This is a genomic window from Microbacterium meiriae, assembly GCF_040702565.1.
Lineage (GTDB): Bacteria > Actinomycetota > Actinomycetes > Actinomycetales > Microbacteriaceae > Microbacterium > Microbacterium meiriae.
In genome coordinates this window covers 200,842-215,758 of the sequence record NZ_JBFBLJ010000001.1, presented here as the reverse complement: position 1 = coordinate 215,758, position 14,917 = coordinate 200,842, and the positions used below count along the sequence as shown (strand labels likewise).

13 protein-coding genes and 1 riboswitch are annotated in these 14,917 nt (G+C 71.9%); of the genes, 8 read left to right on the top strand and 5 right to left on the bottom strand.

The features are described 5' to 3' along the window. Positions 1-68 precede the first annotated feature (68 nt). Together AB0310_RS01045 and AB0310_RS01040 are read left to right on the top strand one after the other, a co-directional pair. Positions 69-1,313, top strand: coding sequence for an MFS transporter (locus tag AB0310_RS01045; protein ID WP_366236395.1), 1,245 nt, complete (start codon positions 69-71; stop codon positions 1,311-1,313). A gap of 22 nt (positions 1,314-1,335) precedes the next feature. Then, positions 1,336-2,058 (top strand): DUF6882 domain-containing protein, encoded by a 723-nt coding sequence (locus AB0310_RS01040; RefSeq protein WP_187663481.1) that lies wholly within the window; start codon positions 1,336-1,338, stop codon positions 2,056-2,058. Positions 2,059-2,138: 80 nt separating this feature from the next. On the opposite strand, the gene AB0310_RS01035 is transcribed toward AB0310_RS01040, so the two are convergent. Together AB0310_RS01035 and glyA are read right to left on the bottom strand one after the other, a co-directional pair. Beyond that, positions 2,139-3,017: a bifunctional methylenetetrahydrofolate dehydrogenase/methenyltetrahydrofolate cyclohydrolase gene (locus AB0310_RS01035; protein ID WP_187663480.1), complete on the bottom strand. Its 879-nt coding sequence runs from the start codon at positions 3,015-3,017 to the stop codon at positions 2,139-2,141. Beyond that, positions 3,014-4,288 carry a serine hydroxymethyltransferase gene (gene glyA / locus AB0310_RS01030; RefSeq protein ID WP_366236394.1) on the bottom strand — a complete coding sequence of 425 codons (1,275 nt, stop codon included), beginning with the start codon at positions 4,286-4,288 and terminating at the stop codon, positions 3,014-3,016. Before glyA ends, AB0310_RS01035 begins: the two co-directional genes overlap by 4 nt. A 38-nt stretch (positions 4,289-4,326) precedes the next feature. Then, a riboswitch (ZMP/ZTP riboswitch) is annotated at positions 4,327-4,411 on the bottom strand. Between the two features lie 117 nt (positions 4,412-4,528). Between glyA and AB0310_RS01025 the strand changes: the two genes are divergently transcribed. From AB0310_RS01025 to AB0310_RS01000, 6 genes are all read left to right on the top strand, one after another. After that, positions 4,529-6,040, top strand: coding sequence for a beta-N-acetylhexosaminidase (locus AB0310_RS01025; RefSeq protein WP_366236393.1), 1,512 nt, complete (start codon positions 4,529-4,531; stop codon positions 6,038-6,040). Next, on the top strand, positions 6,037-7,209 hold the full coding sequence (locus tag AB0310_RS01020) for an N-acetylglucosamine-6-phosphate deacetylase (RefSeq protein WP_366236392.1): 1,173 nt from the start codon (positions 6,037-6,039) through the stop codon (positions 7,207-7,209). Before AB0310_RS01025 ends, AB0310_RS01020 begins: the two co-directional genes overlap by 4 nt. A gap of 506 nt (positions 7,210-7,715) precedes the next feature. After that, on the top strand, positions 7,716-9,788 hold the full coding sequence (locus tag AB0310_RS01015) for a sigma-70 family RNA polymerase sigma factor (protein WP_366236391.1): 2,073 nt from the start codon (positions 7,716-7,718) through the stop codon (positions 9,786-9,788). A gap of 9 nt (positions 9,789-9,797) precedes the next feature. Then, a complete protein-coding gene (locus AB0310_RS01010) occupies positions 9,798-10,169 on the top strand; it encodes a YrdB family protein (protein WP_187663476.1) in 372 nt (123 codons plus the stop codon). Between the two features lie 10 nt (positions 10,170-10,179). Further along, on the top strand, positions 10,180-11,544 hold the full coding sequence (locus AB0310_RS01005; RefSeq protein ID WP_366236390.1) for an FAD-binding oxidoreductase: 1,365 nt from the start codon (positions 10,180-10,182) through the stop codon (positions 11,542-11,544). Further along, positions 11,537-11,944: an NUDIX hydrolase gene (locus AB0310_RS01000; protein ID WP_187663474.1), complete on the top strand. Its 408-nt coding sequence runs from the start codon at positions 11,537-11,539 to the stop codon at positions 11,942-11,944. The genes AB0310_RS01005 and AB0310_RS01000 overlap by 8 nt, the downstream gene beginning before the upstream one ends. Positions 11,945-11,954: 10 nt before the next feature. On the opposite strand, the gene nagB is transcribed toward AB0310_RS01000, so the two are convergent. Genes nagB through AB0310_RS00985 form a run of 3 tightly spaced genes read right to left on the bottom strand, consistent with a single transcriptional unit; the run spans position 11,955 to position 14,911 of the window. Continuing rightward, positions 11,955-12,734: a glucosamine-6-phosphate deaminase gene (gene nagB, locus AB0310_RS00995; protein ID WP_366236389.1), complete on the bottom strand. Its 780-nt coding sequence runs from the start codon at positions 12,732-12,734 to the stop codon at positions 11,955-11,957. Further along, positions 12,727-13,692, bottom strand: coding sequence for an ROK family protein (locus tag AB0310_RS00990; protein ID WP_366236388.1), 966 nt, complete (start codon positions 13,690-13,692; stop codon positions 12,727-12,729). Before AB0310_RS00990 ends, nagB begins: the two co-directional genes overlap by 8 nt. A gap of 31 nt (positions 13,693-13,723) precedes the next feature. Further along, positions 13,724-14,911 (bottom strand): ROK family transcriptional regulator, encoded by a 1,188-nt coding sequence (locus tag AB0310_RS00985; protein WP_259951940.1) that lies wholly within the window; start codon positions 14,909-14,911, stop codon positions 13,724-13,726. Positions 14,912-14,917: the final 6 nt, after the last annotated feature.

Genomic DNA, 14,917 nt, shown 5'->3' with positions numbered 1-14,917 from the left:
ACCTGGCTCCATCCGCGGCCGGAATGGGGCCATTTGCGCGATTCGAAGCGGCCGGGAAGGATGAGCCGGTGCACAGACTGGCGGCGATGCAGGACCGCAACTTCCGGTGGTTCTTCCTCGCGCGCGCCCTGACGCTCGTCACCGGCTCGATGTCGGCCATCGCCCTGGCGTTCGCAGTGCTTGAGATCGACAACGACGCCCGCTCGCTCTCGATCGTGCTCGCGGCCTTCACGATCAGCAACATCGTGTTCGTCCTGTTCGGAGGGGTCGTCGCCGACCGCGTCCCCCGCGCCCTCATCATCCAGTCCTGCTACGTCGTGGACATCCTGTCGGTCGGGGCGATGGCCGCTCTGCTGTTCACCGGCACGGCTACGGTCCCGCTCCTCGCGGTGCTGTCCGCGATCAACGGCGCCTCGTCCGCGTTCGTGCTCCCGGCGATGCAGGGCATCATCCCGCAGCTGACCACTCCCGCGCACCTCCAGCAGGCGAACGCGATGCTGTCGTTCGTCCGCTCGGCGGTCACGATCGGCGGGCCGGTCATCGCGGGCGTCCTGGTCGCGACCGCGGGACCCGCGTGGGCCATGGTCGTCCAGGCGGCCGGCTGGCTGCTCGCGATCCCGGTCCTCGCCCTCGTGAAGCTCCCGCCGCCTGCGGCCTCCGGCGGCACCACGATGTTCCACGACCTCCGGGTGGGCTGGCGCGAGTTCTGGAGCCGCTCCTGGCTGTGGACGATCGTGCTGGCCTTCATGATCATGAACGCGATCCACGTCGGAGCCTGGGGCGTCGTCGGCCCCTACATCGCGAAGAACGACGATCGCCTCGGCATCTCCGGCTGGGGGTGGGTCGTGAGCGCGGAGGGCGCGGGGGTCCTGGTGATGACCCTGCTGCTGATGTGGTTCCCGCTCCGCCGCCCCCTGCGCTACGGGATGATCGGGATGGCGGTGTTCGCCCTGCCGCTCACCCTCCTCGGCGTGCACCCGGCCGTGGTGCTGCTCGCGATGGCCGCGTTCGTGGCCGGGGCCGGGGCCGAGGTCTTCGCGACCGGCTGGAACCTCGCGATGATGGAGAACATCCCCGGCGAGAAGCTCTCGCGGGTCGCGAGCTACGACATGCTCGGCAGCTTCGTCGTGATGCCCATCGGCACGCTCGTGTACGGCTGGCTGGTGACGCACGCGGAACCGGCCACCGTGCTCACCACCTCCGCCGTCCTCTACGCCGCGATCGCCCTGGTGACGCTGCTCGTCCCCGCGGTGTGGCGGATGGGGCGCCCCGCGGCGGCCGTCACGGAGCGCGCGGGAGTGGCGGATTCATAGCAATCCCGGCGAGACTGTGAGCATGACCTTCCCCCCGCTGCAGCCCCTCGCCGACCGTGCCGCTCTCTTCACCGCGCTCCGCCAGGACGCCCTCTCCGCGGCCGCCGACGCACTCGGCGAGCACCGGTGGGACGCCGATCTCGCTGCGGGGACCCTGACCTTCACCGCGAACGCCGACCCGACCCGGCAGCTCGTGACCCGCGCGCACCTCATCGCCACGATCGCCCCCGGTCCGCGCTCGCTGCTGTGGGCGTGGGCGCACCCGCAGGGCGACCCCCAGGGCGTCGCGGCACAGCTCCGCGCCTACGGCGAGCAGCACGGGATCGCCGAGCTCACCACCCCCGAGGTCCCGTTCCCCGCCGATGCCTCGGGCGACGCGGACTGGATCGCCCGCGCGGCGCACACGATCGGCGGCGTCGCGGTCGAGCTCACCGGACGCTCCCCGTACTACTCGGCACCCGTCGACGGCGGCACCCGCGCGGTGTTCCTGCTCGACGCGCCGCTGGCCCCGCTCACGGTCGCCGACACGGTGGTGGCCCTCCCCCGCACCCTCGCGCAGACGCCCCTACCCGACGCCCGCACGGCCGTCTGGGACCTCGCCCGCCTCGCCGGGTGGACCCTCACCTGGACGGACGAGTCGTTCTCCGGCGCCACGGTGACGGATGCCTCGGGCACCGCGACGATCCGCTTCGACGAGCAGGCCCGGATCAGCGGCGTGGAGAGTTCGCTGCACGGCCAGGTCTGAGTCCGCAGAAACGCACGAACGCCGCAGGGATCACCGGGATCCCTGCGGCGTTCGCGTGAATCTGCGACGCGGCGCGGAGGTCAGACCGTCCGCTCGGCCGCCTCGACGACGTTGGTCATGAGCAGGGCGACGGTCATCGGCCCCACCCCTCCCGGATTCGGCGACAGGTACCCGGCGACGTCGGCGACCTCGGGAGCGACGTCGCCGAACACGAGGTTCTTCCCGGTCTCCGGGTCCGTCTCCCGGGTCACGCCGACGTCCAGCACCGCGGCTCCGGGCTTGACGTCCTCGGCGCGGATGAGGTGCTTGACCCCCGCGGCCGCGACGATCACGTCGGCCTCCCGCAGGTAGCGCGGCATGTCGACCGTGCCGGTGTGCGTCAGCGTGACCGTGGCGTTGAGGTCGCGACGGGTCAGCAGCAGCCCGATCGAGCGCCCGATCGTGACACCGCGACCGACGACCACGACGTGCTTGCCCTTGAGGTCGTAGTCGTTGCGCAGCAGCAGCTCGATGACCCCGCGCGGGGTGCACGGCAGCGGCGTGTGGATCGGCGCGTTGACATTGAGGACGAGGCGTCCGAGGTTGGTCGGGTGCAGCCCGTCCGCGTCCTTCGCCGGATCGATCCGCTCCAAGATCGCGTCAGTGTCCAGGTGCTTCGGCAGCGGCAGCTGCACGATGTACCCGTGGCAGGCGGGATCGGCGTTGAGCTCGTCGATCAGCGCCTCGACGTCGGCCTGGGTGGCGTCGGCCGGCAGCTCGCGCTGGATCGAGTTCATCCCGATCGCCTCGGACTGCCGGTGCTTCATGCCCACGTAGAGCTGCGAGGCGGGGTCGGCTCCCACCAGCACCGTGGCGATGCCGGGGGTGACGCCCTTCTCCTTCAGCGCCGCGACCCGCTCCGTCAGCTCGGCACGGATGTCGGCCGCCGCCGCCTTGCCGTCGAGGACGACCGCGGTCACTGCTGCAGGTCCGGGTAGAGCGGGAAGGCCGCGGCGAGCGCGTCCACGCGGGCACGGAGCGCCTCGATGTCGGCACCGGGGAGCAGCGCGAGGGCGATGATGTCGGCCACCTCCGTGAACTCGGCGTCGCCGAAACCGCGGGTCGCGAGCGCGGGCGTGCCGATGCGGAGGCCCGAGGTCACCATCGGCGGACGCGGGTCGTTCGGCACGGCGTTGCGGTTCACGGTGATGTGGATGTCGTGCAGGAGGTCCTCCGCCTGCTTGCCGTCGATCTCGGCGTCGCGGAGGTCGACGAGCACGAGGTGCACGTCCGTCCCGCCCGAGCGCACCGCGATGCCGGCGTCCTTCACGCCCTGCTGCGACAGGCGCTCGGCGATGAGCTTCGCCCCGCGCAGCACGCGCTCCTGGCGCTCCTTGAACTCCGGCGTGCCTGCGAGCTTGAAGGCGGTCGCCTTCGCGGCGATCACGTGCATGAGCGGCCCGCCCTGCTGGCCCGGGAACACCGCGGTGTTGATCTTCTTGGCGAGGTCGGCGTCGTTGGTGAGGATGAAGCCCGAGCGGGGGCCGCCGATGGTCTTGTGCACGGTGGAGGACACGACGTGCGCGTGCGGCACCGGGTTGGGGTGCAGGCCGGCGGCGACGAGGCCGGCGAAGTGCGCCATGTCGACCCAGAGGATCGCGCCCACCTCGTCGGCGATGGCGCGGAACGCGGCGAAGTCCATCGTGCGCGGGTAGGCGGACCACCCGGCGATGATGACCTTGGGCTTGTGCTCGATGGCGAGGCGGCGGACCTCGTCCATGTCGATCGTCGAGGTCTCGGCGTCGACCCCGTAGGCCACGATGTCGTAGAGGCGGCCGGAGAAGTTGATCTTCATGCCGTGCGTGAGGTGGCCGCCCTGGTCGAGTGAGAGGCCGAGCAGGGTGTCGCCGGGGCGGGCGATCGCGTGCAGGACCGCGGCGTTCGCCGAGGCACCGGAGTGCGGCTGGACGTTCGCGAACTCGGCGCCGAACAGGCTCTTGGCGCGGGAGATGGCGAGCTCCTCCGCGACGTCGACCTCCTCGCAGCCGCCGTAGTAGCGACGGCCGGGGTAGCCCTCGGCGTACTTGTTGGTGAGCACGGAGCCCTGCGACTGCAGGACCGAGACGGGGACGAAGTTCTCCGAGGCGATCATCTCGAGGAAGGTCTGCTGGCGCTTCAACTCGCGATCGAGGACCTCGGCGATCTCCGGGTCGACTTCGGACAGCGGGGCGTTGAAGTAACGGTCGGTCATGACGTGCTCCTCTTGACGACGGATTCGAAAAGGGTGTTCCTATCGGCCCAGGCGCGCGGTCGAATTCCGTGGTCAGTCGCTCCCCGGTGGTTGTCCACCCAGACGCCAGTCGCGACGGTTACGAGCATAGCCGATGCGCGACGCCGCGCACGCGGTCGTTTCGGGCGTCGTGCCCACCGCCTCCAGAATCGTTTCGATCGCCCTGTTCCCTTGCGGTGTTCCGGCGGCTAGGTTTTGTTCATGGTCCTACCTCTTGATCTGCCCCTCGTCCCTGCACCGGTGTCCGCGAAGGCCCGCGACGGACGCCTGCCGCTGTCCGCGACGACGCGTGTGCTCGGCTCCTCCCCCGCCGCCGGACAGCTGATCGACGCCGTCGCACGCCGCACCGGCCTCACCCTCACCGCGGCGGACTCCGGCCCCGCCGAGATCGAGTTGTTCGTCGATCCGGCATCCTCCGCGCCGGAGGGTTACACGCTCGAGATCGGCGACCGCGCCATCCTCATCGGCGCCGATGAGGCGGGGCTCTTCTACGGGGTCCAGACGCTGCTGCAGCTGCTGCGTGAGGACGACGCCGGCTGGGCGCTGCTCCGTGCCGACATCGCGGACGCCCCGCGCTTCGCCCGCCGTGGCGTCATGCTCGACGTGGCCCGGCATTTCTTCGGCGTCGACGACGTGAAGAGATTCATCGACAGCACCACCGCGCTGAAGTTCAACCACCTGCACCTGCACCTGACGGACGACCAGGGCTGGCGCGTGCACATCGACTCCTGGCCGCTGCTCACCAAGCGGGCGGCCACCACCGCGGCCGACGGCGCCCCCGGTGGCTTCTACACCAAGGACGACTACCGCGAAATCGTGGCGTACGCGGCTGCACGCCACATGATCGTGATCCCCGAGGTCGACCTCCCCGGGCACACCCACGCGATCGGCGTGGCCTACCCCGAGCTGGTCGAGGCCCCCGTCCTGAACGACGCACTGGTGACCCAGTCCGAGCAGCTCGGCCAGCCGCTCCCGGTGGCCGGAGAGCCCTATCTGGGCTGGGGCGTCGGGCACTCCAGCATGCGCATCCACGAGGAGGAGACGTATCGATTCGTCCGCGACGTCGTCCGCGAGCTCGCCGAGATGACCCCGGGGCCGTACATCCACATCGGCGGCGACGAGTCCCTCGGCACGCCCCAGGCCGACTTCGACCTCTTCGCGGAGCGCGCGACGGCGATCGTCGTCGAGGAGGGCAAGACCCCGGTGGCCTGGCACGAGATGGGCTCGGCTGCGGGCATCGCCTCCGGCACGGTCGGCCAGTACTGGGGTATGACGACGCCGACCGGAACGCACGCCGAGGAGGCCGCGCACTTCGTCGAGCGCGGCGGCGCCCTCATCGTGTCGGCGGCGGATGCGACCTACCTCGACATGAAGTACACCGCCGACTTCCCGCTGGGTCTCACCTGGGCCGCGATCATCGACGTCCGTCGCGCCTACGAGTGGGAGCCGACCGCTGTGCTCGACGTGCCGGACGAGGCGATCCTGGGAATCGAGGCGCCGCTGTGGTCCGAGACCACCCGCACGCTCGACGAGGTGGAGCAGCTCGTGTTCCCCCGTGCCGCCGCGCAGGCCGAGATCGCCTGGTCGCCGCGCGAGGGCGTCGGCCGCACGTGGGAGTCCTTCCGCGACCGACTCGGTGCGCTCGCACCGCTGTGGAAGGCTGAGGGGGTCGATTTCCACCCCGCCCCCGAGATCCCCTGGAGCGCCCGTTGAAGACCCTCTCCTCCGCGACCGGTTCCCTCGTCATCCACTCCGTCCGCCTCGTCGATCGCGGGGAGATCGCCGAGGACGCGTGGGTGCGCATCGAGGACGGCGTCGTCGTCGCGCGCGGCACGGGCACGGACTGGGAGCCCGCGACCGAGGTGGTGGACGGGACGGAGGTGGCAGGCCCCGGCGCGCTGCTCACGCCGGGCTTCGTGGACATCCACGGTCACGGTGGAGCGGGCGCCGCGTACGACGACGGGGTGGACGCGATCCGGACGGGGCGGACCCTGCACCGCGAGCACGGCACCACCAGGGCGGTCATCTCGCTCGTCACCGGCACGATCGACGACCTGGCCCGCAGCGTCGCCCTGATCGCCGCCCTGACCAGGACCGACGGGGACGTGCTCGGCTCGCACCTCGAGGGCCCGTTCCTCGACCCCGGTCACCATGGGGCCCATGAGCCCACGCTGCTCCGGCACCCCGTCGCGGCCGATGTGGCCCGGCTGCTGGAGGCCGGAGAAGGCACGGTCCGCCAGGTCACCATCGCTCCGGAGCTCCCGGGCGGGATCGACGCCGTCCGTCAGATCGTCGCGGCCGGCGCCGCCGCCGCCGTGGGTCACACCGATGCTGATGCCGCCATGGCCGTCGCGGCCTTCGAGGCCGGCGCCTCGCTGCTGACCCACGCGTTCAACGCGATGCCCGGCATCCACCACCGCGCTCCCGGCCCGGTGCTCGCCGCGGCCGCCGACCACCGGGTGATCCTGGAGGCCATCGCCGACGACGTCCACCTCGACCCCCACGTCGTCAAGCTCGTGTTCGACGCGGCCCCGCACCGCGTGGCGCTCATCACCGATGCGATGGCGGCCGCAGGAAGCGCCGACGGCAGATACGACCTCGGTGCGGTGAAGGTGACCGTCGAGAACGGCGTGGCCCGCGCCGACGACACCGGCTCGATCGCCGGCTCCACCCTGACCCAGGACGTCGCGCTGCAGCGGGCCGTGGCAGCGGGCGTCGATCTGCCGGAGGTCGTGCGTGCGCTCACGGAGACGCCGGCGCGGGCCATCGGGCGCGACCCCCACCTCGGCGCACTGCGTCCCGGCCTGCTCGGCGATGCCGTGCTGCTGGACGCGGAGCTGCGCGTCGCGCGGGTCTGGACAGGACCGGCGCTGCCCGCCTAGGCGTGCAGCGCTTCGCGCGACGCGCAGCGCTGCGGTCTCCGGTCGATCGGACGAGATGGCGGCGCCGGATTCCCCAGATCGACGTCGCGCTTCTCGCGAGGTGGGAGTGGAGGGCCGCCGTTCTCCCCAGATCGGCGGCCCTTTCCCTCCCGTTCGAGCGGGCGGGGCCGGGAGCTCCTCCCCCGAGGATCCCGACCCGCCCACTGGTGCAGTACCCCCCGCACCAGCGCCGGAACTCCGCCCCCCGGTGGAGTCCATTTCGGCTGTCTCTACGGGATGAGACGAGGGCCGGCCCGGTTCATTACGCGGTTCTCGGAAAAAAGTTCAGAAAGTTCTCGCCGGGCAGCACCGCCGGGGCGCGGCGGCGTCCCCGAGCATCTGCTCCGAGTCCTCCCTGGGGGTGGCCACCGCGCCTATTTCGCGAGAGAATGGTCCGACCGCGTAATGAAAGACGCCTTCTCGCGTCTCTCCTCCTGGGGACGGTTGTGTGCCCCGGGACCAGATGGATGACCGTGCACCGAGAGAACACCACACCAGACGAGACCATCGGCGATGCCGACCTGATCCTCCGCGTCCGCTCCGGCGACAAGGGGGCGTTCGGGGAACTCTGGAGGCGGCACTATCCGTCCGGCATGGCCGTCGCGCGATCGGTGACCTCGTCGATCGATCCCGACGATCTGGTGCAGGAGTCCTACACCCGCATCTACCAGGCGATCCTCAAGGGCGGCGGCCCCAACGGCTCGTTCCGCGCCTACCTCTTCACCAGCATCCGCAACACCGCCGCGGCGTGGGGACGAGCACGTCGCGAGACCGCGATCGACGAGCTCGACACGGTGGCCGATCCGGACAGCACCGAGCACGCCACGAACGAGGCCCTCGACCGCAGCCTCACCGCGCAGGCCTTCCGCAGCCTCCCGTCGCGGTGGCAGGAAGTGCTCTGGTACACCGAGATCGAGCAGATGAAGCCGCAGGAGGTGGCTCCGCTCCTCGGGATGAAGGCCGGCGCGGTGTCGCAGCTCGCGTTCCGTGCGCGTGAGGGGCTCCGCGAGGCGTGGATCCAGGCGCACCTGCGGAGCGCGAGCCCCGGCTCCGAGTGCCAGTGGACGATCGAGCACCTCGGTGCCTATTCGCGCGGCAACCTCGCGACCCGCGACCACCGTCGCCTGGAGCTGCACCTCGACGAGTGTGCCCGCTGCATGATCGTCGCCGCCGAGGCCAAGGACGTCTCCAAGCGTCTCGCCCTCGTCCTGCTCCCGCTCGTCCTCGGCGCCACCGGTGCCTCCGGGTACCTCGCCGCCCTGCAGGGCGGTGCGCCGGTCCTGGCCGTGGCGGGGATGTCGTCCACCATCCCGGGCGCGGTGTTCGTCGGTGACGGCGGCATCGGCCAGGCCGCGGCGGCCACCTCCGGCGCGGGCGCAGCCGGCTCAGGAGCGGGATCGGCCGGCGGCGCCGGCTCGGGCGCGAGCACGGGCGGCGTCTTCACGGGTATGGGCGCCGTCGTCGGCGCCGGGTCGGCAGCCCTCGTGGTGGCCGGAGTGGTCGCCGCAGCGGCCATCGTCCCCGGACTCGCGGGCGCGAACCCGGCGACCTCCCTGCCCAGCGCCTCGGACACCGACCCGTCGTCGATCGCGACCGACATCGCCCCGGACTCCTCGCTGAACCTCGACGAGCCCGTGGTGATCGAGACGCCGGAGAACGACGAGACGCCTGCACCTCCTGCCGAGGAGGAGGCGGCGCCGCCCGTCTCCTCGGAGGCCGGGCCCGACACGGCACCCGCCGTCCCGGATGTCCCCGCGGCGCTTCCCGAGGCCACGCAGCCGCCCGTCGCTCCGGTGGACCCGATCGATCCCGTGGACCCCGTCGATCCCGTGGACCCTGTCGATCCGGTCGATCCGGTGGAGCCGGTCGACCCCGTGGACCCCGTCGACCCGGTCGACCCGGTCGACCCCGTGGACCCCGTGGACCCCGTGGATCCTACGATCCCGACGGAGCCGCCCACCTGGAGCCCCGCCGACTACTGGCTCGGCGAAGACCTGCACTGGTACTACCTCGTGCCGATCGCCGGAGCTCCGGGCACGATCGTGCAGGCTCTCCTCGGCACCGCAGACGCCGGCAGCGTCGTCCTCGGCGAGGACGGCACCGGCACCCTCGAACTCCGCGCCTCGCTGGACCAGTTCCTGTTCGCCAGTCTCGTGCCCGTGACCTTCCGCTACGTCCTCCCCTCCGGCGCGGACGCCCCGTCGGCCGTCACCACGCTCTACGCCTTGCAGCCCCAGGACGCGGCGGCCGATGAGCGCGCTGCGGCGGCTGCGCCTGTCGAGCAGACGGCGGTCGTCATCGACGAGGCCGAGCCGGTGACCGCTCCGGTCGAGGCCCCGGCGCCCGCCGTCTCTGAGGACACCGCGACACCCGCCGACGAGGTCGAGGCAGCTCCCGCACCCGTGGAGCCCGCGCCGGCGGAGCCCGCGCCGGCCCCCGAAGCTGCGCCGGCCGCCGAAGCTGCACCGGCCGCACCGGCCGAGGAGGCCCCGGCCACGGAGGCCCCGGCTCCGACCGAGGACGCTCCGGTCGCGGAATAGACTGGACGCATGACCCCGGATTCCGCCCCCGTCGCCGGCGTCGACCGTCCGGCCATCACGGCCCTCGACATCGTGCGCGTCGTCGTCCTCATCGTGGCGATCGCCTCGCTCGCCCTGTGGGGGTTCGCCAGCTGGGACCTGCCGTGGAGCATCGTCATCGGCGTCGGCGCCCCCGTGGTCACCCTGCTGCTGTGGGCGCTCTTCCTCTCGCCGCGGCCGGTTCTTCGCGTGCACCCCTTCCTCCGGGCGGTCGTCGAACTGTTCATCTACGTGGGCGTGACCATCGCCTGGTGGTCCATGGGGCAGGCCCTGATCGGCACCGCCTTCGCCCTGGTCGCCGTCGTCGCGGGCGTCCTCAGCGGACGCCGCGCCCTGGCATGAGCGCACGGTCGTGAGCGTCGTCTCGCTGCTCCGCGACGCCCTCGGGGCGCGCGTGGACGTCAGCGAGCAGGCGAGGCAGGACGCCAGGTCCGACAGGTCGGGTCATGCCGCGGTGGGCCTCCCGCAGGCCGTCGTCCATGCCGAGAGCGTGGACGACGTGCAGCAGACGATGCGGATCGCCACCGCCACGCGCACTCCCGTCGTCGTACGCGGCGCCGGGACGGGGCTCGCCGGCGCCGCGAATGCGGGCGACGGCGAGATCGTCCTCACCCTCCGCCGGATGGACGCCGTCCTCGAGGTGCGACCGGACGACCTCCTCGCCGTGGTCGAACCCGGGATCCTCAACGCCGACCTCAACGCGCACCTGGCCGCGCACGGCCTCTGGTGGGCCCCTGACCCCGCCAGCCACGACATCTCGACGGTGGGTGGCAACATCGCGACCGGAGCCGGCGGACTCCTCTGCGCGAAGTACGGTGTCGTGCGGGATGCGGTCCTCGGCGTCGACCTCGTCCTCGCGGACGGTCGCCTGCTGCACCTCGGCCACCGCAGCGTGAAGGGCGTGACCGGGCTCGACCTCACCGCTCTCGTGGTGGGATCGGAGGGAACGCTCGGCGTCGTCGTCGGGGCGACGCTCAAGCTGCGCAGACTGGTGCCGGGCGAGACCTGCACGGTGACCGCGACCTTCCCCGGCGTGCGAGCCGCGGCCGCGGGTTCTGCCGCCGTGACCGCTGCGGGAATCCAGCCGGCGATCATGGAGCTCATGGATGCCGCCAGTCTCACCGCCGTCCATGCCCTCCTCGGGCTCCCGGCACCGACGCCGGGGGCCGCGCAGCTGACGATCCAGACCGACGGCCCCGCCGCCCGCGCGGAGGCGGAGGCCATCGCCGCGATCCTGAGCGCCCACGAGGGCGTCCCCGTGGTCTCGCACGACCCCGTCGAGGGCGATCGGCTGCTCGCGGTCCGGCGATCCATGCACGCCGCGATGGCGTCGCTCGGGACCACCCTCATCGAGGACGTCTCCGTGCCGCGGAGCGCCATGCCGGCGATGTTCGACGAGATCGCACGGATCGAGCGGGAGTTCGACATGGTGATCCCGACGGTCGCACACGCGGGCGACGGCAATCTGCATCCGAACTTCATCTTCGAGGGCCCGGAGACCCCGGCCCGGGTGTGGGAGGCGGCCGATGAGCTCTTCCGCGCCGCGATCCGGCTGGGCGGAACCCTCACCGGCGAGCACGGCATCGGCGTCCTCAAGAGACGATGGCTGGCCGACGAACTCGGCGAGGACCAGTGGCGCCTTCAGCGCGACATCGCGGCCGTGTTCGATCCGCTCGGCATCCTCAACCCCGGAAAGGTCTTCTCCCCCGATGCCTGACATCCACGTGAGCGCGGCCGTGATCGTCGATGCGGAGGGCCGCGTCCTGGTCGTCCGCAAGCACGGCACGACGCGCTTCATGCAGCCGGGAGGGAAGCCGGAAGCGGGCGAGTCCCCCGCCGAGACCCTCATCCGGGAGCTGCACGAGGAGCTCGGTCTCGAGCTCGCGGAGACCGACCTCCGGCCGCTGGGGCGCTTCGTGTCGGCGGCCGCCAACGAGCCGGGGCACCGCGTCGTGGCCGACGCGTTCTCGGCCTCGATCGATCCCGACGGGGTCCGGGTGCAGGCCGAGCTCGCCGAACTGCGCTGGATCACCCCGGCGGACGTCGCGACGCTTCCGCTGGCCCCGCTGAGCGTCGAGCACCTGCTGCCGCTCGCCTGGCCCGCCGCAGCGCGCTAGCCCGTCCGGGTCAGATGCCCTGCCAGGAGGGCTTGTTCGCGAACGTGTAGCGGTAGTAGTCCGCGAGCTGCAGCTTCGACGCGGCGGCTTCGTCGACGACGACGGTGGCGTGCGGGTGCAACTGGATGGCCGATCCGGGCAGCAGCGCCGTGAGCGGCCCCTCGACCGCGCCGGCCACCGCCTCCGCCTTGCCGGCGCCGAATGCCAGCAGCACGAGGTGGCGGGCCTCGAGGATGGTGCCGAGGCCCTGCGTGATGCAATGCATCGGCACGTCGTCGATGGAGTCGAAGAAACGGGCGTTGTCCTCGCGCGTCTGCTCGGTGAGGGTCTTCACCCGCGTCCGGGACGCGAAAGAGGACCCGGGCTCGTTGAACCCGATGTGGCCGTCCGTGCCGATGCCGAGGATCTGCAGGTCGACGCCGCCGGCCGCCGCGATGGCCGCGTCGTAGTCCTCACCGGCGTGCTGGATGGTGGCCTGCGCGCCGTTCGGCACGTGGATGCGCTCCGGGTCGAGGCCGAGCGGCTCCACCACCTCACGGGTGATCACGGAGCGGTAGCTCTCCGGGTGGGACGGGTCGATGCCGACGTACTCGTCGAGCGCGAAGCCGCGCACCTGCGACACGTCGCGTCCCGCGAGGCGGCTGCGGAGAGCCTGATAGACCGGCAGCGGCGTCGATCCGGTCGCGAGCCCCAGGACGGCGTCCCGACGGCTGTCGATGAGCTCGACGACCTCGGTGGCGACCAGGGCGCCGGCGGCCTCGGCATTCTCGACGATGACGACCTCAGCCATGCGGAACGATCTCCTTCTCAGAAATGGATGCGCCCACCAGAGCGGCGCCGAAAGCGGCGGCGGGGGAACCCGCGGGGAGCAGTTCGATTCTCTCATCCAGCCGCAGGGACTTCAGGAACGGTGACGCCTCGGCACCGGCGTGCAGGGCGGCACGGACCCCCGCCGCCAGCCGGCCGCCGAGAGCGGTGAGTCCCCCGCCGATGACCACGGTCTCGACGTCGGCCGACAGCACGAGCACGCGCACGGCCGCCGCGGCCCCGAAGAAGAGGTCCGCCTGCAGGGCCTGGGCGTGCGGATCGCCCGCGTCAGCCGCCTCGACGATGTCCTTGACGGGCAGCGCACCGGGACGTCCCCACGCCTTGGCCAGCGCCCCACCGCCGCAGAAGGTCTCCACGCAGCCGCGCTGCCCGCACCCGCACAGCCGGCCGCGGGGATCGACGGAGAGGTGTCCAACCTCGCCGGCGGTCCCGCGTGCGCCGCGCCAGATGCGGCCGTCCACCACGATGCCGGCGGCGACGCCGGTGCCGAGGTTCAGATAGGCCATGGAGCCGGCGACGTCGCTCAGGACCGCGGCGCCGAGCGCGGCGGCCTTCACGTCGTTCTCCACCCGGAAGGGAACGCCGAGCGCCTGCTCGGCGCGCGCCGCGAGGTCGAGCGACTCCACGCCGAGGTTCACCGCGTGCAGCACGCGGCCGGTCTCCGCATCGACGAGGCCGGGGATGCCGATGCCGGCGGATCCGACCGCGGACAGCGGCAGTCCGCTCTCCTCGGCAAGGGCGGCGACGGTCGACACGATGCTGTCGACGACGGCGTCCTCTCCCCACCCGGTCGGGCGGCGGAGGCGGGCGAGGATCGTCCCTGCCGGATCGACGGCGACGGCGACGATCTTCGTGCCGCCGACGTCCAGACCCACGCGAAGGGGCCGACCGGCGCGGTCGGCGGAGGCGGGGATGATCATCGGATGCCGTTCCCGATCATGGTCGCGGATGTCACGACACCCCCAGCTGCCCGGAGAGGACCATGACGGCGGCACCGCGGAGCACGATGTCGTCCTGACGGGTGAGCCGCACCATGACGTCCTCGAAGACGCCCTCGAGCGTCCGCGCGTGCAGCGTCTCGACGGCCGCATCGATGAGCGTGCCGTCCAGCAGCTCGGCGGGCCCGGAGAGCACGACCTCGGACAGGTCCAGGGCGGCGACGATCGGGGCGATCGCGATCGCCATGCGGGTCCCGGAGTCGCGGAGGATCTCCTCGCGGGCGGCCGGGTCGGCGTCGAGCGCCTCCTGCATGCGACTCACGCTCAGCCATGCCTCCAGGCAGCCGATCTTGCCGCAGGCGCAGCGAGGGCCGCCGTCCGTGCCGACGACGACGTGGCCGATCTCCCCGGCGGCGAAACGGCTGCCGAGGAGCGGCTGGCTTCCGGTGATCAGCCCAGCACCCACGCCTCGACCGATCTTGATCAGCATGAAGTCGGCCTCCGCCTCGCCGAACGTGTACTCGGCGAGGACCGCGGCATTGGCGTCGTTCCGTGCGAGCACCGGCAGGTCGAGGTCGGCGCTGAGCTTCGCCTCCAGCGGGAAGTCCGTCCAGCCGAGGTTGGGCGAGCTGAGGACGAGGCCGTCGGGGCGCACGACACCCGGGGTGCCGATGCCGACGCCGAGCACCGGCTGTGTGGCGATCTCGACGAGGGTCTGCGCGAGGCCGCGGAGAGCCTCATACGCGGCATCGCCGTCCGGCGTCTCCGGACGCGGCACCTGCCGCCGCTCCAGCACGTCGCCGTCCAGGCTGAGGACGGCGCCCTCGAAGGCGGTCGGGCCGGAGAGGTCGAGCCCGATGATCTGATGCCCCACCCGATCGATGTCGATGAGGATGGGCGGCTTGCCGGGGCCGACGGCCTCGCGCACGCCGATCTCGACGACGATGCCGTCGGCGATGAACTCCGCGACCAGATCCGAGATCGTGACGCGTGTGAGGCCGGTCTCGCGGGAGAGGTCAGCGCGACTCATCGCCCCCGAGTGATACAGCGTCTGCAGCACGAGCGCGCGGTTGTGTCCGCGGGCGTGCTCGGGGAGCACCTTGGTGCGCGAGCGGAGATGCCGCGCGGGGCCGAAGGCGTGCGCGTTCGCGGCGACGAAGTCAGTCGTCGCCGCGGGGCGCTGATCATCCGAAACGGACATGTTTGT

What these genes read in the sequence shown, in the direction of transcription:
- AB0310_RS01040 (WP_187663481.1), top strand. Translation starts at nt 1,336, where the DNA reads ATGACCTTCCCCCCGCTGCAGCCCCTCGCCGACCGTGCCGCTCTCTTC.
- glyA (WP_366236394.1), bottom strand. Translation starts at nt 4,288, where the DNA reads ATGACCGACCGTTACTTCAACGCCCCGCTGTCCGAAGTCGACCCGGAG.
- AB0310_RS01025 (WP_366236393.1), top strand. Translation starts at nt 4,529, where the DNA reads ATGGTCCTACCTCTTGATCTGCCCCTCGTCCCTGCACCGGTGTCCGCG.
- AB0310_RS01015 (WP_366236391.1), top strand. Translation starts at nt 7,716, where the DNA reads ATGACCGTGCACCGAGAGAACACCACACCAGACGAGACCATCGGCGAT.
- AB0310_RS01010 (WP_187663476.1), top strand. Translation starts at nt 9,798, where the DNA reads ATGACCCCGGATTCCGCCCCCGTCGCCGGCGTCGACCGTCCGGCCATC.
- AB0310_RS01000 (WP_187663474.1), top strand. Translation starts at nt 11,537, where the DNA reads ATGCCTGACATCCACGTGAGCGCGGCCGTGATCGTCGATGCGGAGGGC.
- nagB (WP_366236389.1), bottom strand. Translation starts at nt 12,734, where the DNA reads ATGGCTGAGGTCGTCATCGTCGAGAATGCCGAGGCCGCCGGCGCCCTG.
- AB0310_RS00990 (WP_366236388.1), bottom strand. Translation starts at nt 13,692, where the DNA reads ATGATCATCCCCGCCTCCGCCGACCGCGCCGGTCGGCCCCTTCGCGTG.
- AB0310_RS00985 (WP_259951940.1), bottom strand. Translation starts at nt 14,911, where the DNA reads ATGTCCGTTTCGGATGATCAGCGCCCCGCGGCGACGACTGACTTCGTC.